This window comes from Salinigranum halophilum (genome assembly GCF_007004735.1).
GTDB lineage: Archaea > Halobacteriota > Halobacteria > Halobacteriales > Haloferacaceae > Salinigranum > Salinigranum halophilum.
This window is the reverse complement of sequence record NZ_ML660182.1, coordinates 298,607-320,677: the sequence shown is the minus strand read 5'-3', so window position 1 is coordinate 320,677 and position 22,071 is coordinate 298,607. Positions and strand designations below refer to the sequence as shown.

At 65.8% G+C, this 22,071-nt stretch carries 28 protein-coding genes; 14 read left to right on the top strand and 14 right to left on the bottom strand.

Annotated elements, in window-relative coordinates; genetic code table 11:
* Positions 1-3 precede the first annotated feature (3 nt).
* A complete protein-coding gene (locus tag E6N53_RS01660) occupies positions 4-1,461 on the bottom strand; it encodes a heme o synthase (RefSeq protein ID WP_236642293.1) in 1,458 nt (485 codons plus the stop codon).
* Between the two features lie 141 nt (positions 1,462-1,602).
* Between E6N53_RS01660 and coxB the strand changes: the two genes are divergently transcribed.
* Positions 1,603-2,463 (top strand): cytochrome c oxidase subunit II, encoded by an 861-nt coding sequence (gene coxB / locus E6N53_RS01655; protein WP_142856403.1) that lies wholly within the window; start codon positions 1,603-1,605, stop codon positions 2,461-2,463.
* A gap of 138 nt (positions 2,464-2,601) precedes the next feature.
* Here the strand turns inward: coxB and E6N53_RS01650 are convergent, their stop codons facing one another.
* Both E6N53_RS01650 and E6N53_RS01645 read right to left on the bottom strand, forming a co-directional pair.
* Positions 2,602-3,039: an FAD synthase family protein gene (locus E6N53_RS01650; RefSeq protein ID WP_142856401.1), complete on the bottom strand. Its 438-nt coding sequence runs from the start codon at positions 3,037-3,039 to the stop codon at positions 2,602-2,604.
* A complete protein-coding gene (locus E6N53_RS01645; RefSeq protein ID WP_142856399.1) occupies positions 3,036-3,311 on the bottom strand; it encodes a hypothetical protein in 276 nt (91 codons plus the stop codon). Before E6N53_RS01645 ends, E6N53_RS01650 begins: the two co-directional genes overlap by 4 nt.
* A gap of 138 nt (positions 3,312-3,449) precedes the next feature.
* Between E6N53_RS01645 and E6N53_RS01640 the strand changes: the two genes are divergently transcribed.
* Positions 3,450-5,363: a Hef-associated nuclease gene (locus E6N53_RS01640; RefSeq protein WP_142856396.1), complete on the top strand. Its 1,914-nt coding sequence runs from the start codon at positions 3,450-3,452 to the stop codon at positions 5,361-5,363.
* A gap of 11 nt (positions 5,364-5,374) precedes the next feature.
* Here the strand turns inward: E6N53_RS01640 and E6N53_RS21205 are convergent, their stop codons facing one another.
* From E6N53_RS21205 to E6N53_RS01620, 4 genes are all read right to left on the bottom strand, one after another.
* Positions 5,375-5,959, bottom strand: a complete 585-nt coding sequence (locus tag E6N53_RS21205) for a phospholipase D-like domain-containing protein (RefSeq protein ID WP_269090090.1) — start codon at positions 5,957-5,959, stop codon at positions 5,375-5,377.
* Positions 5,960-6,286: 327 nt separating this feature from the next.
* Positions 6,287-6,904 (bottom strand): site-specific integrase, encoded by a 618-nt coding sequence (locus E6N53_RS01630; RefSeq protein ID WP_142856394.1) that lies wholly within the window; start codon positions 6,902-6,904, stop codon positions 6,287-6,289.
* Positions 6,901-7,413 carry a hypothetical protein gene (locus E6N53_RS01625; RefSeq protein WP_142856392.1) on the bottom strand — a complete coding sequence of 171 codons (513 nt, stop codon included), beginning with the start codon at positions 7,411-7,413 and terminating at the stop codon, positions 6,901-6,903. Before E6N53_RS01625 ends, E6N53_RS01630 begins: the two co-directional genes overlap by 4 nt.
* Before the next feature lie 291 nt (positions 7,414-7,704).
* Complete coding sequence (locus tag E6N53_RS01620; protein WP_142856390.1) at positions 7,705-8,460, bottom strand: hypothetical protein; 756 nt, start codon at positions 8,458-8,460, stop codon at positions 7,705-7,707.
* 351 nt (positions 8,461-8,811) lie between these two features.
* Between E6N53_RS01620 and E6N53_RS01615 the strand changes: the two genes are divergently transcribed.
* The 3 genes from E6N53_RS01615 to E6N53_RS01605 are packed head-to-tail and all read left to right on the top strand — an operon-like array spanning position 8,812 to position 10,731.
* Positions 8,812-9,597, top strand: coding sequence for a hypothetical protein (locus E6N53_RS01615; protein ID WP_142856388.1), 786 nt, complete (start codon positions 8,812-8,814; stop codon positions 9,595-9,597).
* Complete coding sequence (locus tag E6N53_RS01610) at positions 9,594-10,169, top strand: hypothetical protein (protein WP_142856386.1); 576 nt, start codon at positions 9,594-9,596, stop codon at positions 10,167-10,169. The genes E6N53_RS01615 and E6N53_RS01610 overlap by 4 nt, the downstream gene beginning before the upstream one ends.
* Positions 10,170-10,200: 31 nt before the next feature.
* Positions 10,201-10,731, top strand: a complete 531-nt coding sequence (locus tag E6N53_RS01605) for a hypothetical protein (protein WP_142856383.1) — start codon at positions 10,201-10,203, stop codon at positions 10,729-10,731.
* A 4-nt stretch (positions 10,732-10,735) separates the two neighbouring features.
* On the opposite strand, the gene E6N53_RS01600 is transcribed toward E6N53_RS01605, so the two are convergent.
* From E6N53_RS01600 to E6N53_RS01590, 3 genes are read right to left on the bottom strand one after another with little or no spacing between them, the layout of a single operon-like run.
* Positions 10,736-11,800, bottom strand: a complete 1,065-nt coding sequence (locus tag E6N53_RS01600) for a tyrosine-type recombinase/integrase (protein ID WP_142856381.1) — start codon at positions 11,798-11,800, stop codon at positions 10,736-10,738.
* Complete coding sequence (locus E6N53_RS01595) at positions 11,800-12,252, bottom strand: hypothetical protein (protein ID WP_142856379.1); 453 nt, start codon at positions 12,250-12,252, stop codon at positions 11,800-11,802. Before E6N53_RS01595 ends, E6N53_RS01600 begins: the two co-directional genes overlap by 1 nt.
* On the bottom strand, positions 12,252-12,752 hold the full coding sequence (locus E6N53_RS01590; RefSeq protein WP_142856377.1) for a hypothetical protein: 501 nt from the start codon (positions 12,750-12,752) through the stop codon (positions 12,252-12,254). Before E6N53_RS01590 ends, E6N53_RS01595 begins: the two co-directional genes overlap by 1 nt.
* A 420-nt stretch (positions 12,753-13,172) precedes the next feature.
* Here E6N53_RS01590 and E6N53_RS20595 point away from each other — a divergent pair, with 420 nt between their 5' ends.
* From E6N53_RS20595 to E6N53_RS20590, 3 genes are read left to right on the top strand one after another with little or no spacing between them, the layout of a single operon-like run.
* Entirely contained in the window at positions 13,173-13,325 is a 153-nt protein-coding gene (locus E6N53_RS20595; protein WP_161596503.1) for a hypothetical protein, read from the top strand.
* Positions 13,326-13,330: 5 nt separating this feature from the next.
* Complete coding sequence (locus E6N53_RS01585; protein ID WP_142856375.1) at positions 13,331-13,537, top strand: hypothetical protein; 207 nt, start codon at positions 13,331-13,333, stop codon at positions 13,535-13,537.
* Positions 13,530-13,691: a hypothetical protein gene (locus E6N53_RS20590; RefSeq protein ID WP_161596502.1), complete on the top strand. Its 162-nt coding sequence runs from the start codon at positions 13,530-13,532 to the stop codon at positions 13,689-13,691. Before E6N53_RS01585 ends, E6N53_RS20590 begins: the two co-directional genes overlap by 8 nt.
* Positions 13,692-13,699: 8 nt before the next feature.
* On the opposite strand, the gene E6N53_RS01580 is transcribed toward E6N53_RS20590, so the two are convergent.
* Positions 13,700-13,966 carry a hypothetical protein gene (locus E6N53_RS01580; RefSeq protein ID WP_142856373.1) on the bottom strand — a complete coding sequence of 89 codons (267 nt, stop codon included), beginning with the start codon at positions 13,964-13,966 and terminating at the stop codon, positions 13,700-13,702.
* Positions 13,967-14,131: 165 nt separating this feature from the next.
* Between E6N53_RS01580 and E6N53_RS01575 the strand changes: the two genes are divergently transcribed.
* From E6N53_RS01575 to E6N53_RS01560, 6 genes are all read left to right on the top strand, one after another.
* Positions 14,132-14,716, top strand: a complete 585-nt coding sequence (locus tag E6N53_RS01575; RefSeq protein WP_161596501.1) for a recombinase family protein — start codon at positions 14,132-14,134, stop codon at positions 14,714-14,716.
* A gap of 473 nt (positions 14,717-15,189) precedes the next feature.
* The gene (locus E6N53_RS20585) at positions 15,190-15,345 is read left to right on the top strand and encodes a hypothetical protein (protein ID WP_161596500.1); all 156 of its coding nucleotides are present in this window, start codon (positions 15,190-15,192) and stop codon (positions 15,343-15,345) included.
* A gap of 416 nt (positions 15,346-15,761) precedes the next feature.
* Entirely contained in the window at positions 15,762-15,962 is a 201-nt protein-coding gene (locus E6N53_RS01570) for a homing endonuclease associated repeat-containing protein (RefSeq protein ID WP_142856369.1), read from the top strand.
* Positions 15,959-16,258: a hypothetical protein gene (locus E6N53_RS01565; protein ID WP_142856367.1), complete on the top strand. Its 300-nt coding sequence runs from the start codon at positions 15,959-15,961 to the stop codon at positions 16,256-16,258. The genes E6N53_RS01570 and E6N53_RS01565 overlap by 4 nt, the downstream gene beginning before the upstream one ends.
* Complete coding sequence (locus tag E6N53_RS20580) at positions 16,251-16,718, top strand: hypothetical protein (RefSeq protein WP_161596499.1); 468 nt, start codon at positions 16,251-16,253, stop codon at positions 16,716-16,718. Before E6N53_RS01565 ends, E6N53_RS20580 begins: the two co-directional genes overlap by 8 nt.
* Positions 16,715-19,201 carry a phage/plasmid primase, P4 family gene (locus E6N53_RS01560; RefSeq protein WP_142856365.1) on the top strand — a complete coding sequence of 829 codons (2,487 nt, stop codon included), beginning with the start codon at positions 16,715-16,717 and terminating at the stop codon, positions 19,199-19,201. The genes E6N53_RS20580 and E6N53_RS01560 overlap by 4 nt, the downstream gene beginning before the upstream one ends.
* Positions 19,202-20,025: 824 nt before the next feature.
* On the opposite strand, the gene E6N53_RS01555 is transcribed toward E6N53_RS01560, so the two are convergent.
* From E6N53_RS01555 to E6N53_RS01545, 3 genes are read right to left on the bottom strand one after another with little or no spacing between them, the layout of a single operon-like run.
* Positions 20,026-20,307: a hypothetical protein gene (locus E6N53_RS01555; protein ID WP_142856363.1), complete on the bottom strand. Its 282-nt coding sequence runs from the start codon at positions 20,305-20,307 to the stop codon at positions 20,026-20,028.
* Positions 20,304-21,113, bottom strand: a complete 810-nt coding sequence (locus tag E6N53_RS01550; protein ID WP_142856361.1) for a hypothetical protein — start codon at positions 21,111-21,113, stop codon at positions 20,304-20,306. The genes E6N53_RS01555 and E6N53_RS01550 overlap by 4 nt, the downstream gene beginning before the upstream one ends.
* The gene (locus tag E6N53_RS01545) at positions 21,079-22,062 is read right to left on the bottom strand and encodes a phospholipase D-like domain-containing protein (protein WP_142856358.1); all 984 of its coding nucleotides are present in this window, start codon (positions 22,060-22,062) and stop codon (positions 21,079-21,081) included. The genes E6N53_RS01550 and E6N53_RS01545 overlap by 35 nt, the downstream gene beginning before the upstream one ends.
* Between the last annotated feature and the right edge of the window lie 9 nt (positions 22,063-22,071).

Sequence of the window (22,071 nt, the reverse complement as noted above, 5' to 3'; positions counted from 1 at the left end):
GAGTCAGACGACGAGCGTGTCGACGACGATGGCCAACAGTAGCGCACCGAGGTAGGCGTTCGAGGCGTGGAACGCCCGGAACGCCGCTCCCTCGCTCTGTTCGTAGTGGAGGCGGACGACCATCCAGAGGAAGACGCCCCCGAAGAGGACGCTCGTGAGGACGTAGACGGAGCCGAGCGCCGTCATCGTTCCCAGCGCGCCGGCGGCCACGAGGGTCGCGCCGAGGTACCAGACGATGTGCTTTCTTGTGACGGTCTCGCCGCGGACGACCGGCATCATGGGGAAGCCACCGCGCTCGTAGTCGTCCTTGTACGCCAGGGCGAGGTTGTAGAAGTGCGCGGGTGTCCAGAGGAAGATGACCGTCGCCAGCGCAAGCCCGCCCCAGCCGATGGAGCCGGTGACGGCGACCCAGCCGATGAGCGCCGGGAGCGCGCCGGCCGCGCCGCCGATGACGGTGTTCTGGACCGTGTTCGGCTTCAACAAGAGCGTGTAGACGACCGAGTAGAAAGCGATGGCACCGAGACCGAGGACGGCCGCAAGGAGGTTCACCGAGGCGAACAGTGCGACCGAGGCGACGGCGAGGACAGCCGCGAACGCGAGCGCGTTCCGGACGGGGACGATGTCTGTCGCCAGCGGCCGGTCGGAGGTCCGCTGCATCTTCCGGTCGATGTCGCGCTCGAGGACGTGGTTCAGCGTGCCCGCCGACCCGATGGAGAGGACGCCCCCACCGAGCGTCGCGAGCATCACTCCCGGCGTGAGGCCGGGCTGGATCGACCCGGCGAGCGCCATGCCCGCGCTCGCGACGAGACAGAGCAGCCACATCAGCCGCGGCTTCGTCAGGCGGAAGTACGCGTACGCGACCGTCTTGGCGCGGGCGAGCGGCGAATCCGGGAGCGACGGCCGGTCGCGACCGGGTTCGGGTTCGTCGAGAGTCGGTTCGTCCGAGGCGACCGGTTCGACCGTGTCGGTCGTGGGCGTCGGTGCGTCCTTCGAGCCGGTTCGTGTCTCGAGCGTCCACGCCAGCGCGGCGACGAGACCACCGAAGATGACCATCCCGACCACGAGGTGTGCGGCCCGAAGTGCGCCGCCAGCGGTCGTGGCGACGAGCGCACCCAGTCCGGCCTGAAGCGGGTACAGGAGGGCGGAGAGGGTCGTCGCCGCGCGGACGCGGCGGGACTCGTCCCCGCGCCAGGCGGAGAGGAGGACGCCGGCGACGAGGAGGCCGACGAGCACCGCCGCGACCCGGTGGCCGAGGGCGACGTAGCCGTCGGCCGTCGACGGGAGCGCGAGCCCGTCACCACAGGCTGGCCACGCCGCACACGCCGAGGCCGCGTCCGTCAGCGCGGTCGTCGCACCGACGAGCAACAGGAGATAGACCGCCATGGCCGCGGCCGCGAGGAGGCCGGGGAACCGTCCGTGCCCTCCGTCCCACGCCCGCGACTCGCGTGCGTCGCGCGACATATCTATCACGACTTGGGAGCCGTCCTACTTAGACACCCCGCTTCGTTGCTCCCCGTCGCGGCGGACAGAACCCCCGGACGAGACGCCGGTGACAGTCGAGTCAGTAGGTATTTACGTCACAGTTCCTAACCTCCGCTTAGCATGAGACGGACGCGACTCGGGCTCGTCACACTCCTCTCTGCGGTCGCCCTCGCACTGGCCGCTGATCCCGTCGCCGCGCAGACGTCTGCGACGTCGGGTCTGATAAACGAGCTCAACGGAAAACTACTGTACGTTGCGATTCCCATCACCGTCATCACCGAGGCTATCCTCATCTACACGGTGATCCGGTTCCGGCGCAGCGACGAGGCACAGCCGACAAGGGAGAACCGCCGCCTCGAGATCACCTGGACAATCGCTACCGCCGCCGTCCTCCTGTTCGTCGGCGTTGCCTCCTACGGCGTGCTCGCGAACCCGAACGTCACCTACATGCCCGGCATGAACGACGATGGTCCCGGCGAGGCCGACGTCGTCGTCGAGGCCGAGGCGTTCCAGTGGGGTTGGAACATGCGCTACCCCGAGGAGGAGGGCGTCACCGCTCCCACGGTCGATGGGAGCCCGCAGATCGTCATCCCCGCGGACACCGACGTCTACTTCGAGATAACCTCGACTGACGTGATACACGGCTTCGCCGTCCCCGAACTCGGCCTGAAGCAGGACGCGATGCCGGGCGCGACGAACACTATCAAGACGGTCGCCTACGAGGAAGGAACGTACCAGGGCTACTGTACGGAGTACTGTGGCGTCGCCCACTCGCAGATGTACTTCACCGTCAAGGTCGTCTCCCAAGAGGAGTACCAGCAGTTCCTCGACGAGCAACAGCCCAGCGAAACCGCGACGGCAACCGCCACGCCGAGTCAGAACGCGACCGCAACCGCCACGGCGACTCCGAGCGGGAACGCCACCGTGACCGCCACGCCGAACGCGACCGCAACCGCCACGCCGACCCCGACCGGGAACTGAGCGTCGCGGCCGTCGCGGCGGCCCGTCCGGCGTGCAACACGGTTCTTCCTCTTCACTCGACACGACGACCGCGAGGTCAGGCCTCGTGCGTCGATTTCCCGGTCACAGTGACTGCACCGACCACCGCCCGAGTGTCCGTCAGTCGCCGCGCTGGTCGAGGACTCGCTCGATGATACGGCCCGTCGAGAGGAGTTCTCCCTCGTAGGCCGGTTCGCGCGCCGAGGCGCGGGCCACCTCGCAGTCGAGTCCGCGGGCGGCGAGCGCCTCTCGGAGGGCGTCTTCGTCGTGGTGCTGGTCGTGGCCGAGGACGATGACGGCGGGGTCGATTTCGCGAATCGGGACGAAGATGTCGTCGGGATGCCCCAGTCGGGCCGTGTCGACGACGTCCAGCGCCCCGACCATGTCGCGGCGTTGGCGGTCGTCGAGGATCGGCGGTGCCTTGTGCGTGACGTTCTCGCAGCGAGCGACGATGACGTGGAGTTCGTCGCCCATTTCTCGCGCCTCCTCGAAGTAGTGGAGGTGACCGGGGTGGAGGAGGTCGAACGTCCCCTGTGCGACCACGCGTCGACTCGTCACGGGAGGTCCTCCTCGGTGGAGTTCAAGAACTCACCGGCGTCTGCGGGGTCGCCCGTCGAGTCGGATGCCGACCAGCCGTCCGGTTGAGACGGCGCGACGACGAGGTGGGCCGTTCGGGTTCCGGACGCGTCGAGGTCGTGTCCGTGTGCGTGTACGGCCGCGCGGCGGAGGCCCAGACACTCGTCAGGGTGGGTCTCGCGGGAGGCTTCGGGCGCGGACCAGAGCGCGTCGGCAACGATACCGACGACGCCGCTCGACCGGAGCAAGAGCATACGCCACCCTCGGGTGCGTCCGCATCTAAGCGTTCCGGTACCCCCGAGGAGTCGGCCGGTTTCACGACCGGCCGGGTGTCGAGGCGGGCCCGAACCCATGATGAAACGCTTATCACCGGCCGGCCGTCACCTGAACGTATGACTGCAGACAACGCCGGGGATTCCGGCGCGGACGCGGGTTCGAGTTCGGACCCGCGGCCGACGGTCTACGATCTCGCTCCGAACTGCACCCTCGACGAGGTACGCGAGGGGAACTACTACCACGCGGTCGTCAACGGCGTCGTCGACTACGGCGTGTTCGTCGACATCTCCGACGTCGTCTCGGGGCTCATCCACGAGTCGAACCTCGACGGCGCGTACAGCGTCGGGGACCGCCTCGTCGTCCGTCTCGACGAGATTCGCGACAACGGCGACATCTCCTTCTCCACCGCCGACGTCGAGAACTACCGCACCGAGACCGTCGACCACGAACCGACCATCACGGGTATCGCCGACATCCAGACCGGCGCCGACGTGACAATCGAGGGGACGGTCTCGCAGATCAAACAGACCGGCGGTCCCACGGTCTTCCGCATCGTCGACCACTCGGGCATCGTCGCCTGCGCCGCCTTCGCCGAGGCCGGCGTCCGCGCCTACCCCGAGGTCGACCTCGACGACGTCGTGCGCGTCGTCGGCACCGTCGAGGAACACGACGGTGCTGCTCAGGTCGAGGTCGACGACGTCACCCTGCTCGACGGGGAGGCTGCCGAAGCGGCGCGCGAGCGTATCGAGTCGGCGCTGACCGAGCGCGCGGCCCCGCACGCGGTCGACGCCTTCGTCGAGTGGCCCGCGTTCGAGGCCATCCGCGAGGAGTTGAAGGAGGTCGCCCGCCTGCTTCGCCGGACGGTGCTCGAAGGCCGGCCCATCCGCGTCCGCCACCACGCCGACGGCGACGGGATGTGTGCGGCCCTCCCGGTCCAGTTGGCGCTCGACCGATTCATCGAACGGACCCACGACGACGACGACGCCTCCAGGCACCTCTGTAAGCGTCTCCCGTCGAAGGCGCCGTTCTACGAGATGGAGGACGTCACGCGCGACCTCAACTTCGCGCTCGAAGGTCGCTCCCGACACGGTCAGAAACTCCCGCTCCTCCTCATGCTCGACAACGGCTCGACCGAGGAGGACGTGCCCGCCTACCAGAACCTCGCCCACTACGACGTCCCCATCGCCGTCGTCGACCACCACCACCCCGACCCCGAGGCCGTCGAACCGCTGCTGGACGCGCACGTCAACCCCTACCTCCACGGCGAGGACTACCGCATCACGACGGGGATGATGTGCGTCGAACTCGCCCGGATGATCGACCCCTCCGTGACCGAGGAACTCCGCCACGTTCCCGCCGTCGCGGGGCTCTCGGACCGTTCGAAAGCCGAAGTCATGGGCGAGTTCGTCGACCTCGCGGAGCAGGAGGGGTACCCGCGAGAGAAGCTCCAGGACATCGGTGAGGCGCTCGACTACGCCGCCCACTGGCTCCGGTACTCCGACGGCCAGTCGCTCGTCAACGACGTCCTCGACGTCGGCTGTGACGACGACGAGCGCCACGAAGAGCTCGTGTCGTTCCTCTCCGAACGAGCCGAGCGCGACGTCGAACGCCAGCTCGACGCCGCCGAACCGCACGTCGAACACGAACGGCTCGACAACGACGCCCACCTGTACCGCATCGACCTCGACCGCTTCGCCCACCGCTTCACCTACCCCGCACCCGGGAAGACCACGGGCCAACTCCACGACCGGAAGGTCCAGGAGACGGGCGACCCGGTCATCACCATCGGCTACGGGCCGGACTTCGCCGTGCTCCGCTCCGACGGCGTTCGGCTGGACATTCCGCAGATGGTCGCCGAACTCAACGAGGAGGTCGTGGGCGGGGGCGTCTCGGGAGGCGGACACCTCGTCGTCGGCTCGATCAAGTTCGTGAAGGGGATGCGCGCGGAAGTCATCGACTCGCTGGTCGAGAAGATGGCCGACGCCGCCATCGACGACGACCTCTCGTCGACGGCGACGCTCGACGACTGAGGACGGGGTACTCACCGGTCGGTGCGGTGGCCCTCGCCGTCCCACGCGCCCGACAGGTCGACCGCGCCCTCGAACCGGAGCCGCCGCCACGCGAGCACCACACCCGCGACGGCGGCGACGGCGGCGACCCACACCAGCCCACCGGGGCCGCGACCGCCCCGCCAGTCCGCCGCGAACACCTCGCGGTAGTAGCTCGCGGCCGCCTCGCTCTCCAGTGCGAGGACCACTTCCCTGTTCTCTCGCGACGAGTGGCGGTTCCAGTTCAGACTCCCCACGAGTACCGTGTCGTCGGCGACGATTCCCTTGGCGTGAATCTTCTCGAACCGCTGGCCGGGGTCGGCGACGCGCGCGGTGAGCGGAAGGTTCTCGCGTTCGGCCCGCCGGTTCATCCACTCGGCGGTCGCCTCGTTCTCCTGACGGACGTACCACGCCCCCGAGAGGAGGACCCGAACCTCGACACCGCGGCGGGCCGCGTCGAACGCCGCACGGGTGAACGGGTGGTCGCGTTCGACGGAGACTTGCACCACGTCGAGGCGCTCGTCAGTCTCGTCGACGACGCCGACGACAGCACGCTCCGCGTTCCCCGGCGCGGTCAGAAGTCGGACCGCGTCGACCTGGACGCGTTCGGGTGCGTGGCGAGTCGGGAACGTCGACGCCGGCAGCGGGTCGCTCTCGGTGAACGCCCGTCCGCGTCGGAAGCGGGTCCACGAGGTGACGTCGCGGCCGGCGATATCGGAGGCGAACAGGGCCGCGAGGTCGGCCGCCAGCGTGGGAGAATCGACGCGGACGCCCCAGCCGCGGCTGGAGCGACCACCGGTCCCGGATGGTTTCCAGTTCTCCGTGAGTACGAGCGCGGCGTGGTCGACGACGGCGTACTTCGGGTGGTGGGCTCAGAAACTGGATGCAGTCGCTTAATAAATACATCAAGGCGCGTCTTCGTCGTTCAGGTAGTGGGGAGACTTCGATTTGAAGACACTCGTGTCATAGACCTGGGTGTAGTCAGACCGCTTGTCGTCGGCGATATACAGATTGTGGAAGCTCACAGGGTCCCTCCAGCCACCCCAGCGCATCACGGTCTGCGGCGGGATGCCGTCCTCAAGCAGGTTCTTCGCCCAGGAATGACGGAACGACTTCGGAGAGAGGTGGCGCCACTCTTCCTGTCCGGTCTTCTCAACGAGTTCGTCTCTTACCCTGTTGGACCAACTCCTGATGGTCCGAGTCGCTATGTCGAGCGTCGGTCCCGAGCCCTGCTCCACCCGGTCCCTCCCGATGATGCACGTGGCGATGTCGTTCGGAATCGGGACGCGCCTCAGGTCACCATGACCCCCGGAGCTCTCGAGTTCAAGAAGCAGCGGGTCGTGGTCCTCGACAATGTTCGTGGAGTTGATGCGCACCGCCTCGTTTGACTTCAGCCCACACCTGCCGAAGAGAGAGTACGCAAGCCAGAATCTACTGCCGATTCCGAACTCCTTGAGGGCCAGGTCCATCTCATCCGGGCTCATCAGGATGTCGTTCGCGCTGGTGTGCCTCAGGACCTTCATTCGCCAGTCCTCCGGTTTTTCATCGAAATGATTGTGACCGGTGGCGTCTCCTCGTTCGAACGGTAAGGCAGGTAGATTATCTCCTCTGCGATGTCGTACTTCGGATTGGGTCTGCCGAGTAGGTCTATGTTCGTCTCAAGACCGAACGCCTCAACGAACTTGCCAACGCGGACGACACCGCACTCCGCGAAGCGTTTTGCCCCGGTACACCCTACGTCAGGCCGGCCGAACCACGATTCGACCTCGAAGGACACCGAGTCACATCCCGTCTCCCTGAAGTATGAGGCGGCATACCGCTTAAGCTTCTTGTGCTCACCCGACTCAATGTGTGCCTCGCGCTCCGCTCCGTCGGAGAACCAGGTATCAAGCGTGTTGTTACTTGGCACAAACGACAACTCCTCAAGTTCAATCTCCCTCTCGTCTTCCAACTCAAGAATGTAGTCAATATACACCCGTTTCTGATATTTCGGGTGTGACTCGATTAGCTCGTGCAGCCTCTCTCTTGTCACGGCCATGCTAAGCGTGTCAGATAAAATGACACTGCGGGTGAAAAGCCTTCCGGGCACCCAGTATTACCGGCACAACGACAAAGGGCTGATGACCCCAGTGAACCCGTCCAGTGGCCAGGCAGGTTGGCTCTGGCGTAACATTTTCCTCCGGCTTGCCATTTTGGCGGAACCTATTCTCACACCCCCAGCTTGAACACCTGCTCGCGGTACGGCGCCTCGATGTCCTCGTAGTGTGCGTGGTGGGCTCAGAAAACAGATCTGCATACCAGCATTTTTGAGACTTTGCACCTATTACAAGTCTTCATCTTTATTTATGAAATCTAGTTCTTGTTTTGCCTCTCTCAGTTTCTCCAGTTCTTCATCGCCGAGGCTATTCACGAGCTCCCTGATCTGTTTATTTCTCGCAGCTTGATCCTCTTTTTGTGCTATATTTCTCCAAACGTCATTCAGATCGGTCATATCTTCCAATTGATTTTTCGTCACTTCGTTCTCAATAACATCGAGTCTCTTGTTTATATTGGCCATCCCTTCCAGTAATTCCGCGATGCTCTTTTGAGCAGGGTCTTCGCTCTCGAGCAAAGATTTGAAATTAGCTGACTGGGCAATTGGGTTGTCGAACTCACTGTCGCCTTCCTCGATTGTTGCTATTTGTTCGCTTATCTTTTCTGATGCCTGAGCGGCGTTGCTGACGTCAAAATCGTAATCTATGGTGCGCATATGGGCGAGATCGAACGGGATGGTGTCCGAAGAATCAATTAACTGGATAAAGGGCCTGGCTGTGGCGTGCCTAACGGCCAGCTCGTAGAACACGTTCGGGTTGTGGCCGGTCAGGTCCGCAATCACCAGGTCGCTCTCCACCACCTTTTGTATGATCTGTCTCGTGATGCTGCCGGGATCGCTCATCTGGTCGGCCCTGACCGCGGTGTAGCCGTATCCCCCGACCGCCTCCTCGATGATGTGCTCCATCAGCTTGTCCGACCGCTCGCGCTCGTCGCTCCCCTCGGAGCCGATGGGGCAGATGACGAAGCACTCCTTGTCCTCGGTCATAGGTTCGGTTTCGTCACCAGTTCGCTTTAAATTTGATCCGATTCACTCCTGTCACGAGGTAAGACACGGGCGTTGCGGCGCACTCTGTACTTCAGAGTCGACCTCGACCCTTGGAAACAGGTGATGGGCTCGGAAACTGGATGCGCTCTCGGCGGTAGCACAAGAGATGTGGTGCCAGTAATATCGGACCGGCCCAGCAAAGATGTCCCTGTCAACGTCAAATATCGAATGCTCAAATTGGGGCTCGAGTGGCCCCGTGAAGGCGGTTGTCTACATGTGGACAATGGGCGCCGTTCAGAAAGAGGTCCGGACCGTTAATACTAAGGCGCCGCGGATTGATGTACGAGGCAGATGACATCCGCCGGCTTACCTCACAGGGCCAAACCCGAGCTCCTCCACGAAATCACCAGGCTAATCAGGGAGAGCGGCAGGATGGGCAGGTCGGAAATCTACGACAGATTCGACGAGAACCAGAAGACGGTCCGTCGGACCCTCCACTACGGCGTCCTTCTCGGATTCCTCGAGGAGGATGATGACGTGTTTGGTCTCACTAGCCCGGGATCGGGTCTGGCGTACTCTCCGAAATTCGAGGGTCAGGAGTCCGTGGAGGGCATATTCCGCGAGGCCATCGAGGACTACGAACCCTACCGGGAGGCGATAGCGGGCGCCTACGCGTCGGGCAAAATTGACGTCATCAAGGATGTCCCGGCCGTCTCGCAGGACAGCTTCAGGGAGGAATTGCAGAAATCCGTCCGGGCGGAGGTCGAGGACCGCGAGGTCAACGTCCTCATCAAGACCGCCCAGGCCGCTGGCCTCGGTGAATACAAGGCCGGAAGGAGGGGATACCAGACGAGGCTCGCCCTGAGCGACGACTTTGAGTCCTACGCGTCCGAGCTCGTTGAGGAGTACCCGCTGCCGAGCGAAGACACACCCGACGATGACGACAAGCCGGAGGAGGAGGAAGCAGAGGGCGCAGAGGAGGAGCCCGCACAGGATTCCGTCGCAGCCAGGACCGGAGCGGACGTACAAACAGACGGCGAGACGGTGACCCACATCCACATACACGTCCGGGCCGACGAGCTGGAAGATAACGTGAGAGACTCAATCCTCAAGCGAATCAGCGGGGGTGGGACATGAGCGGGGACGGCAGGGCAGCCCTGGCCGGCGACGACATCCTGCGGTTCCTCAAGCCGCTGGTCCCGGTCTCGGAGCTGGACGCCGCAGAGCTGCCGGTTGTGAGGCTCGAGCCGGGGCGCGTCGAGGCCCTCGCGGAGCTGGGTGCCATGCGCGCCAGGGACGGCAGGGGGACGATACCCAATCACGAGCGCGGCGCGCTGGGGGAGTACGCAGTGTCGAAGCACCTCGGCGTGACGGGGGAGTTCGACACCGAGATATACGAGGGGGGCGACCCCGGATTCGACCTCCGGTACAGGGGAATGCGTGTCGACGTTAAGACCGTCGGCCCGCGCGTCAATAGCCCGCGCCTCCATGTCTCCACTCACGGCGAGCTCACCGCCGACTACTACATCCTCGTACAGCAGCTCAACAGGCGCGAGTACAGGGTCTTCGGGTGCGCACCGAGGCCGGTTGTCAGGCGTTCGTCCACCTTCAGATTCAGCAGGTCCCGCAGGCTCTGGCCCGACAGGTACGGGGATGAGGTCTACGTCGTCGAGCAGGACAGGCTGAGCCCGATAGCACGCCTGGGATGACGCCTCGCCCATCCACCGTGACTCTCGACCGATGCTGAACCAGGTGCTGGACACCCTCGGACAACTGGCCCTCATTGACGTGGTGCAGCTCCTCCTCCTGCTCGTCACGATAGTCATCAGCGGCGTTTCGTTTCTCTCGCAAAAGCGCGCGGGCATTCGCGAGTCCCTCGAGCAGCTGGCCCCGGTCTATGGCCCGATGAGGATCAGCGTCAGGCCGCTCCTGCACAGGGTGTCCTTCGTCCCGCCGCGGTCGGACGTCTCCCTGAAGCTCCACCCGTCGGTTCATCTCAACGAGGCCACACGGCAGACGACGGTCCGCCACCTGCTTTCGCAAAAGAACGGCGCCGAGCTCAGGTCGGCCCTGGACGAGATAGACGGTGACCATGGCGTCAGGGACTACGAGCTCGTGCAGGACGAGGTCAGGCTCAAGATATGCAGCGTCAACGCCGTGAAGGTCCGCCGCGTCGTTTCACGGGTCCTCCTGTACTTCGAACACGATTTCCGGGCCGACACCCTCGACGACGACTTCGAGCACCCGGAGCTTGAGGAGAGGTTCCTGTAGCCCGTCACACCCCCAGCTTGAACACCTGCTCGCGGTACGGCGCCTCGATGTCCTCGTAGTGCGCGTGCAGGTAGTGGCTCATCGAGTCCGAGCCGCCGGCGTTCCTGCTCCCGGCGGCGTCGCCCCGCATGTACGCCACCAGCTCCGAGTTCCAGTCGCGGTGCACGTCCCAGTACGTCGTGAAGTGGTGCCGGCCGTAGTGGCTCCGCACCGGCCGCTTGCCGTCGGGGTCGGCGAGGCGGCCCGTCATGGCCGCCCTCCAGACGCGCGACACGTGCTTGTTCGTCAGCGGCACCTTCTCCCGCTTGCTCAGGAACACGCCGCCCCGCCCGCAGGTCGGCCGCACGAGCAGGTAGCGCGCGAGGCACCGCCTGGCCTCGTCGTCCAGCGGCAGCACGCGGGCGCGCTTCGACTTGTTGCCCTCCCTGCCGGTCGGCACGTACAGCGATCCCGGCCTGTCCGCCACCTCCGGGTGCGTGCCGATGTCGGGGTAGAAGTCGCGCAGGCCGCCGTGGTCGGGGTTCACCTCCGCCATCCGCACATTGCAGAGCTCCGTCGCCCTGAGCCCGAGTTTCAGCTGGAGCACCAGCACGGCCCGGTCGAGGTAGTGGCCGGTCGACGAGACCGCGGCCCGCAGGTCGTCGAGCGTCACCCTGGGGTAGTCGTCCACCGGCGCCCTGGCGTCGGACGGCGGGTCCACGTCGAACGGGTCGAAGTCGGCGGTGTGCGGGTACGCCTCGTCCCTGCACCAGTACGAGTGCGCGGCGCCGACGTGGACGAGCTCGGTCCTGATGGTGGACGCCCGCACGCCGTCGTCGGCGCGGGCCCGGACGTACCGCTCGACGTGGGACCGCGACGGGCAGGCGGGGTGCCGGCCCTCGGACTCCATGAAGCTCCGCCAGTGCCGGAAGCTGTTGCGGTAGTTGCGCTCCGTGTTCGGCGCCCTGGGGCCCGTCTCCCCGAGGAAGGCCTCGAAGACGTCGAGCCCGAGGTCCTCGAACACCGGTGCGTGCTCCGCCAGCGGGTCCAGGCCGCGGCCGAAGGCGGCGGCCACGTCCTCGCGGGACATCACCGCACCCCCGCCGCCGTGTCCCAGGCCTCGCGCGCCGCCCCTCCCATGTCGGCGGCCATGTAGACCGGCGAGTACAGGTGGGGGTGGTCCGGGCTGGTCAGGAGGTGCTCGTAGAACGCGACGAGCCGCCTCCAGTACCTGGCCACGGTGCGGTCGCTGCCGGACAGGGAGGCGGCGTAGGCCTCGACGTCACCGGGCCCGGCGAGGGCGTGGTGCACGCCCCGGCCCTCGGCATGATCGCGCCACCTGCGGCCGTGCCTCAGCGCTTTCTCCCTTGCGTTGTCGGTCCCGCAGCCCGACAGGACGTGCTCGGCCAGCCACTCCCCGATGACGTCGCGGCCCTCGTAGGCCGGGGCGTGGTGGGCCAGGCGGTGCCGGTCGGGCACGTCGGCGGGCCGCCGGTACACGCCGAGCAGCTCGCCGGGCTCGGTGGGCCTGTTGCCGGCCATCAGCGGTCCCCCTCGATCGGCAGGCCGGTCCCGGCGACGTACGGCGCGCTCGAGCCGCCGCCGGTGCCCTCGTCGCCCGGCAGGTACCAGCCCTCGCCCCCGTCTGGCGTCTCGTCGGCCACCAGCCCCTCCGTCAGCCTGTCCATGCGGCCGGGCACGGTGGACTGCAGGTGGTTGATGAGCTCGGAGTGCGAGCACCCGGGGTTCTCGGACACGAAGCGCTCGGCCTCGCACCGTTCGCCGCGGTAGACCCGCTCCTCGAGGTCGGCGACGCGGGCCCTCTCACGCTCCAGCTCCTCGCGGAGCTCGTTGCGCTGCTCGCGGAGGTCGGCCTCCGTCTCGTCCATGCCGACGCCTGGCTCGAAGCCCTCCGACGCCTTCAGGCCCGCCTCCACCATCGAGGCGACGAGGTCGGACTGGGTCATGCCCAGCTCCTCGGCCCGCTCGCGCCACCTGTCCCTCTGCTCCTCGGTCGGGTAGGTCGATACCGTGGTGACCATGGTGCGTGGTTCGCGTCCTTCGAAGTTAAGCTCTTCCGCTGCGGGACGGGAGCATACGGGCCGAGGGGACGTATGCTGTCTCCTCGAGGCTTCTTCCAAGCCCGTCTGTGGTGGATTATTATCGCGCGGGGCGTGTGTATGAGTTCTAATCAATTCGTGTGAAACTTCAACAACGAGTGCACCGTACATCGAGTAAGCTCTGACCACCGACGCCCCAACTCTCTGGTTGACAGCCCGGCCGTCGCCCCGCACGCCGTTTCCGGCCCAATATCGCATATCAGAGAGGCCTCTCGGTGCGTCCGAGGTGACGGTTGTGTACGTGGAAATGCCACACAGGCCGTTTCTGAGCCCTCCGGAGCCGTTCTGGGGCCGATGCGGTAGTCGGCCTTTTAAGTGTGCGGAACGTATCTGGATCCGAACATGAGACCGAGAATCCCGGACGAGATGCAGGACCGAATTGAGGGCGTCATGGGCGACGCCGGCTTCGACGACGCGGGCTCGTTCATTAAGTACGCGGTGGCCAAGGAGCTGGACCGCAGGGAGGATATGGACCATGTGCGCGAGCGCCGTTGACCCGAGTGGCGATCGTCGGCCGAAGCGAAGAGGATGTGGCCACAGTCCGTGCCGCCGTCGACGCCAGGGTGTGGATGGACGACGACCACACGTACGTGATGGCGGTTTGCGACGACGTGCTGGAGGCGCAGGAGCTGGAGCGTCAGCTTGAGTTGAGGCTCGGAATCACGGACGTGCGGATCGCGCCGGCCGGGGTGTTCTCTGATGGGTAAGTACGACGACTGGCTCTACCTGACGGTGTTGATGGTCGTGGTGCTCGTGGTGTCGGGCCACATCCCGCACGGTCCGCTAGAAATAATCGTCGCTATTTCGATGGCCGGCATCGCCGCCGGCACCCTTGTAGTGTTCCACTCGCTCCTCGGCTGAACGAGGACTCAGCGGACCGCACCCGGGTCCTTGGTGGTCACGCGATTGCTCCCGCACCGCTCGCACCGGTCGGGTTTGCTGCCGCGGGAGAGGACCTGCCCGCAGGCGGCGCAGTACCACTTCTCATAGGCGAGGTAGAGCATCAGGCCGCCGACCACTATTCCTGTCATTCCGCCGTACATCAGCACGTCGGCGCCACCAATCTCGATGCCGCCAAACCAGAGCAGTAGTCCTACGCCCGTTATCAGGGCGCCGTACTTCACCTTCGCTCTCATATAGATTCCAGTCTATCAGAAGTATTGATAAATTCTTTGTCCTGAATATCAGCGGATGTAACCAAGAAGGCGGTGTCGGGCTCCCGTCCTCTGTTGGGAAATCCTAAGATACATCATCAACAGGATAAAAGGGCATATTAGGATATAAATCCAAGATAGATGCGCATGCAAGGAAAGGTTGCGCTGTACGCCCGGGTGTCCACCGTCAACCAGGACATCGGACCGCAGAGGCAGAGGCTGGTAGACTGGGCGGAGTACCAGGGCGTCGACTACGAGGTGTTCGAGGACGACGGCGTCTCGGCCGTGGCGGACGAGAGGCCGGGCTTCGACTACATGATGAGCCGCATCGGGGACTTCGACGCCGTCGCCTTCACGAAGCTGGACAGGTTCGGGCGGAGCGTGAACCAGCTGTCCACATGGGCGGCCGACCTTGAGGAGCGCGGCATCGACATCGTGGTCACCGAGCAGAGCATTGACACCTCGAACAAGGAGGGCGAGCTGCTGTTCAACCTGCTCTCCTCGATAGCGGAGTACGAGCGCAAGATCATCAGGGAGCGCATGGAGCGCGGCTACCGCGAGGCGCAGCGCGAGGGCCGGGTCGGCAGGCCGGAGGAGGACGTCGACCTCGAGTGGCTCAGGGACAAGTACGAGAAGGGCGCCAACGTCTCGTACCTCGCCGAGGAGCTGGACGTGTCCCGCAACACGGTGTACGACCGTCTGGACCGGATGGGGCTGAGGGACGATGACTGACTGCGCCCGCATCACCGAGGTGTTCCTCCGGCCGTGCCCGTCCCACGCGTGCGGCGGGCTCGTGCAGGTTCAAGTCGAGAGGTCCTGCACGGCCAGGACCGTCACCGACGTGGAGTGCACCTGGGGATGCGGCCCCGACGAGGCCTCCTTGCTCAGCCTGACTCGCAAGTGGACGCCCACGAGGATCGTCGGGGACTGAACCGGTCCCCGAACCCCTGCCCTTCCGGCGTCCCTCAGGCCTCTCCGATATGCGATTGCCTTCTCGCACCCCATTTCCGATGACGACCCCATTGGGACACCCCATCCTCCCAGGTCCACTTGGTCGATTTTACCAACGGTCGAAGTTGGTCGGACTTTCTTCGACAACGCGCGTAAATAATTCTATACGGGCCGTGCGCCTAACCTGAGACCGTCGGAGCCGCTGATCCCGGCGGGAAGGTCTGATAAGCCCGCGAATCGTATAATACGGCATGGTGAACAAGAGCAGGGTGCGCGTCTCGGAGGACGAGATGCTGCGGCTGAACTACTACAAGCTCATGATCATGAACACGCAGACTGGTGCCGTCGGGAGGCTCCTCGACGAGGCCGGGGTCCCGCCCGCTGAGGAACTGAAGGGCATGATGGGCTGAGCGCTCCCGCCTCTCGCTCATCACACTGTTTCGTCTCCACATTCTCACAGATCCGGACTTCTCTGGCCGGCCCTTGCGTTCGGTCGTCCCCGTGACCGGACCTGGCATGGGCCGAATATGGACTCCTGAGGACGACCTACGCTCTCGGAACGATTTAGTGGGTTCCGCACGTCGTCACGAGTGCGTCCTGCGGGCTCCGGAAACAGAGAACCGGCAGCTCAGGCCCTGAAAATAAAGAATCCAGAACTACCAAGACTTGAATTTAGTCTTTCAGTGACGGATTTAATATGGCACAGGGCGTACATGAGAGTAGACGGTTGGAAGGAGGACGCCGGAGCGCCCAAGCACAGAACCAGTGTGTTTGGATACGCGCTCCCGGAAAATAAGCCCTTCTTCTCCCGTCGTGGAGCGCAAGCATGAGGAACTACGAAGAAGACGAGCTCATCTCGGACCTCAAGCGGGTCTGCGAGGAGCTCGGACGACCCGTGACGATGGCGGAGTATAGACGGAACGGACAAGCGGCACCGGAGACGTACATCCGGCGGTTCGGCTCGTGGCGCGAGGCGCACGAGCTCGTCGGCAACGACATCTCCAACCGCGGGGGTGTGAAGCGATGACCCAAGACATCGTGTGGTCGTACGACGCAGACGACCCGGGGCAGCGCGAGGCGGCGGCGCTGTACGCCCTCGCGTACGACGGCGCCAGCGTGATGGACATGGGCGAGAGCTGCCCCGAGTGCGGCAGCCCGCTCATGCTCACCGGGAGCCCCGACATGGTCGAGAGCATGGCCGAGAGGTACCCACAGCTGGTCGTGAGCGACCCCGACTGGTACGACGAGCCCAACCGCGGCTATCTGTACTGCAACGCGGAGCCGTGCGACGTCGGGCGCGACTTGGAGGTGGCCCATGCCTGAGCCGGGCGACATCGTGGTCGACTCCGAAGACGGCGACCCGGACACGGCGGTCGTGGTGGCCGTCCCGGGCACGTGCGCCGAGACGGAGGCCTACGACGGCATGACCGTGCACGAGGCCACCGGCTGCGATCCCGACGAGCGGGCCGTGGAGGTCGTGTTCGTCAACATGGCCGAGGACGCCGGCTGGGAGTGGCGGACCCGCTACCACACCGAGGCGCCGCCGTGCGCCACCTATGCCTTCCCCGAGGGGCGGCTTGAGGTCGTAGGCGAGGACTGCGGGTTCTGCGGGCGGCGCGTCCCGCGGCTGTACGCCCACCTCGCCGTCGACCACACCGGTCAGAGCTTCCACCAGCTGCCCGACGACGGCGTCTGTCCAGTCTGCAACGGCGAGTACGCCGGCCGCAGGGGCATGATTCAGCACGCGAGGAAGGCCCACGAGCCGGAGGCGGGCCGACTATGAGCTGCCATGTGTGCGAATCGGACCGGGAGACGACGGAGGTCGCGGGCGAACAGGTCTGCGACGAGTGCGCGGGAATGTTCGGCTCCGGCGAGTCGGACCCGTGCTACTTCTGCGGGGAGCCGGCCACATCGTCCGTCCTCGGCGGCGAGGACGCGTGCGACGACTGCGCAGGCCTCGTGTGGTCCCACGAGAGCCCGGACACGAAGCGGGACCGCAGGGCGTTCGCCAAGCGGCTCATGGAGGCCGACCTCGATTACGGGCGCTTCATCGACGTCCACGACGGGTGGAAGAAGCCGGTCGGGCGGCACGACCGGTACGGGCCCACCGCGGAGGAGCTGTCGGGAAACTACGGCGTGTACGGCGGCGACGGGCTCGTCGACATCGACGTGGACGACGCCGGCGACGGGCTCCCCGACAAGCTTGAGGAGCTCGCCGACACCCTCTCGGTCGCCTCCCCGCACGCCGGTCCGCACGAGGGCCACCTCTACGTGAAGGGCCCGGCGGACATCGCGGACCGCTTCGAGCAGAAGTGCGGCGCGAGGAACCCGAAAGTGGAGTGGGGCGAGATACGCGTAGACAACCAGTTCACCGTCGGCCCCGGCTCGACCCTCGCGGCGTGCGACAAGGACGACCACGACTGCTCCGAGGACGGCGAGGGCGAGTACGCGCTCGCCAACGACGCTCCCATCCTCGAGGTCGACGCGGAGACGCTGCTCGCGCTGGTGCCCGAGAGGGACGCGCCGGAGCCGGCTCCCGACACGGGACGGGAGGATGTGTCCACATCCTCCTCCGTGTCCCGGGCGGAGTACCGGGACAGGCTCGAGAAGGCCGTCGTGGACAGCGACTCCGAGAGCCTGCAGGCGCTCTGGTCGGGCAACTACAGCGGCTTCGACGACAGGTCGAGCGCGGAGACGGCGCTCGCCGGAAATCTCGCGTGGTGGTTCGACGGCGACAAGGGCGCCGTCCGGGACGCGATGGACGGGCGGAACCTGCCCGACGCCGTCGACCCGCCGGCGCTGAAGAAGTGGCCGCGGAAGGGCGAGAGCTACAAGCGGAGCGTCCTGCGCGCCGTCGACAAGGAGGACGGCGGGTATGGCGTCACCGACTGGGACACCGTCAGGTGGAACTACGACAACGGCAACTTCGTGGACGCGCGGATGATCGCCGCCGACCTGCTCCGCGAGGACCACGACTGGTTCTCCCACGAGCAGAGCGGCGACCTGTTCCGCTACGACCCGAGCACCGGGACGTGGAAGAGCGACGGCGAGAACAGGCTGCACGAGATACTCGCGGACAAACTGGGCAAGTACGCCTCGGAGAACGAGCAGAACAAGGTCGAGTACCACCTCAGCGCCACAAAGGTCGACGAGGACGAGATAGGCGCGAGCCTCGACGAGCCGCTGGTGGCCTGCGAGAACGGCACCCTGAACCTCGAGACCGGCGAACTGCTCGACCACTCCCCGGAGCACATGCTGCTGGAGTCCATCCCGGTGCGGTACGACCCGGGCGTGGAGCCGGAGGCGTTCGACGCGTTCCTCCGCACGGCGCTCGAGGGCGACGAGACGCTCATCGACACCGTCTACGACGCCGTCGCCCTCTGCATCTCGCCCGGGTACCCCGTGGCCAACTTCGTCATCCTGCACGGGGACGGCGCGAACGGCAAGACGACCCTCCTGGACGTCGTCCGTGAGTTCGTCGGCGACTCGGTCTCGTCCGAGAGCCTCCGGGACCTGACCGGCTACGACGCGGACGCGAGCAAGGCCCAGCTGTACGGCAAACGCGCGAACATCATCGGGGACATGGACTCGGGGGTCATCAAGAACACCGGCGTGCTGAAGGAGCTCACCGACGGCAACACCGTCAGCGCGAGGGAGAAGTACGGCAAGAAGTTCGCCTTCAGCAACGAGGCGCAGATAATCGGCGCGGCGAACGAACCTCCGGAGTTCGCCGACGACTCCAAGGGTATGTCGCGGAGGCTCGTGCCCGTCCACATGGGTGTGGACATGGAGGCGGAGACCGACGAGGACCTGATGAAGCACGAGGCGGTCGCGATGATGACCACCGAGACCGAGCTCTCCGGCATCCTCAACCGCGCCGTCGATGCCTTCGACAGGGTGAAGGAGCGGAACGCGCTCGCGCTGCAGCACGAGAAGTCCGCGGCGGAGATACGGAGGGGGTACGACACGAACGCCAACCCGGTCCAAGCGTTCGCCGAGCTCTTCTGCGACCACGGCGAGTGGGTCGGCAAGGACCAGATGCTCAACGCCTACAACGCGTGGGCCGACCACGAGGGTGTCACCGAGCTCTCCAAGGGACAGCTGACCACCAAGCTCAAGCGGGTAGACCAGTTCGACGTCGAGGTCAGCCGCGTCTCACACGGCGGCGGCAGAAAGCGCTGCTACCGCGGTATCGAGCTGAACGAGGACGGCAGACGGTGGCTCGGCATAGCGCAACAGGGCGCCGTCCAACAGGACCTCGAGTAGACTTTTCTGCGGTTTGTTTTCCTGCGTGCAATAGACCCGTCTGGGCCCTTTTAATAGGGGTGGTCGGGCAATGTCTGGGCCCCTGACTGGGGGCCTGTCTGGGGGTAAACCGACGTACGGGGACGGCCTGGTCGGGCTGTCTGGGGGGTAGGCTCAATTTGTTTTTCGTGAGCGTGTGCCCGTGCGTGCTTTATCCTGACCACATGTCTCTCTCGTCTACGTCTGCACCGGTCCACCTACGGGGCCTCCCGGGGAGGGTAAAAGTTACCGAAATGGCCCGACCGCCCCAGACAGGCTGTCCCCGCACCGCGTTTTCACCCCAGGCAGGAGGCCGACCAGGGCCCAGTCAGCTATTTAAAGAACCGTCTGGCCCCGCTATATAAAGGCTTGACCGGTCCCACTCGTAGCCTGTCCAAGGGCCGCTGAATAACTCAAACCACACCTCGTGCCTGCCTGGAGCACACCACACCCATGTGGCCACAGATTGATTGTGCGTCCACTGGGCTACCGATGACCTGGTCGAGAGGGCCATCCCAACCCCGCACGCCGTTTTTCGACCCATATCGCATATCGGGGACGCCGTCCGGTGCGTCTAAGGGTGGCGGTTGCGGCGCCGGTGTGCCGGCCCTGGCTTTTTTCGAGAAATATTCTGCGTACAAACCCCGTATCCCCGGAATATCAGGGTCTGGAGGCCCGTCAGACGGCCCTCGTCCGGACCGACGAACGGCACCAGACATGTGGCTACGGGTCCGGTGCGAACGAGGCGTCTATAGCATCGCGAAAATCGTCCACCACGGCAAGGAGGCCGCGCTCGGCCGCCGCGGCTATAGCCTGTCGCGCAGCACGCCGGCCGGCTCGAAGCCCCCCTCAAGGGACGCGAGGTCGTCCTCCAGCTCGCGGTACTCCTCGTCCCGGAGGAACATGCCGTACTCCCTCTCCGCCGCATACCCGATGAGCAGCCACGCCGTCCTCCAGTTACCGACGTCGCGCACCATGCCGTCCAGGAGCCTCGCCCCCAGCTCGGCGCTGGCCATGGCGGAGTCGGCGTGCCAGAGTGCGTCCGTCTCGGCCGTCCGATCGTCGACGCTCAGCCAGTCGCCCGTCACAGCAGCCCCCGCAGCCGCTCGGCCCGGCACTCGGCCTCGACCTCGATGTTCTCGGCGTGGCTGAGCAGCTCGTCGTCGAGCTCGCCGGCCTCCGCCTTGGTCTGTACGTACAGGTCCTCGTCGCGCATCTTGCGCCCGAGGAGGAGCCACAGGGCCCGCGGCGACATGATGCTGTTCCGCCACCGGTCGGTGCGCTCGAAGGCGTGCGCGAGGGCGCGGAGCCTGTCCTCGAGGCCGAGGCCGTACTCGTCGGCCGCCCATAGCAGTGCCTCGCCGGCCTTCTGGGCGTCCGTGGCCTCCCAGTCCGTCCCGTTGTACGCGCTGTCCTGCTCCATGTCGAGCAGCGGGCGGAGCCGCTGCTTGTCACCTGTCTCGTCCGGCGCTCGGCCTCCTCGGCCACCCTCGGCGCCGTCGTTGCCCTGCATGTTCTTCCAATGTCTATCGAGGTGTTCTGGGTCCTCGAATCCCATGGCGGCCACGGACGCGGCGAGGTCTTGCTTGTTGCTGTCCTCTATCCCCCAGCCTCCTCCGAGGACCGCCCTTGTTCCGTCGCCCAGGCCGAACGCCGCCAGGTACGACCCGTCGCCCTCGGCCAGCATGTGGTGAACGGGGTTCCAGTACACCTTCATGGGGTTGCTGGCCCCGCTCTTCACGGCCGGCAGGTTGTCGATGTCGCTGGCCAGCAGCACCATGTCCCGCGCCGCAGCCCATCCGTCGTCCGACTTCTCGATGTGCCTCTTCATCTCCTCGGCGAGGTCGCCGAGGCGCTTTTCATAGCCGTCGCTCGTCGTTTCTTCGTCTTTCATCTTCGTCTCCGGGCCGCCCCGCCGACGGCCGCATTCGTGGCGAGGGCCGCGACCCACTTAACGAATCCCAGTGCGCGGCGGAACTGGCCTCAATGGCGGAACCGCCCCGCGCCGTCGGTCGGTCTCCAGGCGAAGGCGACGGGGGTGTTTCGGCCGCATTTGGTTCTCGTGACCACGGATGGTGAAAGGCGAAGCGTGCACCCTCGCCGCCGATGACGCGAACCTCCACGTCCGCCCGAGCGAGTCGGTCGAGCATCCGGGCCTCCCGAGTCGTCAGGCCACCGACGGGCGCGTCGTCGACGAGGAGACGAACGCGGACCCCGCGCTCGGAGGCGTCCACGAGGGCGCGCGTGACGCGCGGCGAGGTGAAGGTGTAGCCCGCGAGGAGGATGCGGTCGTCGGCCGCCCGAATCGTGTCCAGCGCGACGTCGGGCGAGTCGGGGAGGACGAACGCCGTCACCTGCGCGCCCCCGTGAGCGAGAACCGGACGGGGCTCGTACCCGAGCGGACGCCACTCCCGTCCGTCCCCGTCGACGAGGAGTCGTTCGCCGGCCGGCGCGTCCTCGTAGACGACGGTGTCGACCGTTCTCCCCCCGCGGCTGAGCACGAGTCGCTCGCCGCCGTTGGCGAGTTCGAGTCCCGAGACGGCGACGACCGGGCGGTCGGTGAGCGCCTTCGTCGCAGTCGGGTCCGCCGAGATGGCGACCGGGCCGCCGGGGAGCGAGAGTTCGATGGCCCCCTCGCCGTCAGCGAGGGTGAGGTTCTGCGGCCCTGTCGTGGTGACGACGACGAACTCCCCGGCGTCGCCGTCGGCGAGGGGATTCGGGTACACCGACACGAGCCGAGGAGCGGACGTCGGTTCGGCGGCGACCACCGCGGGTGTCGTCCCCACGACGAGCAGCGCACAGACGAGTAGGAGCCGGACGGTCGGGCGGCGCGTGCGGAACACGCCGCGTGG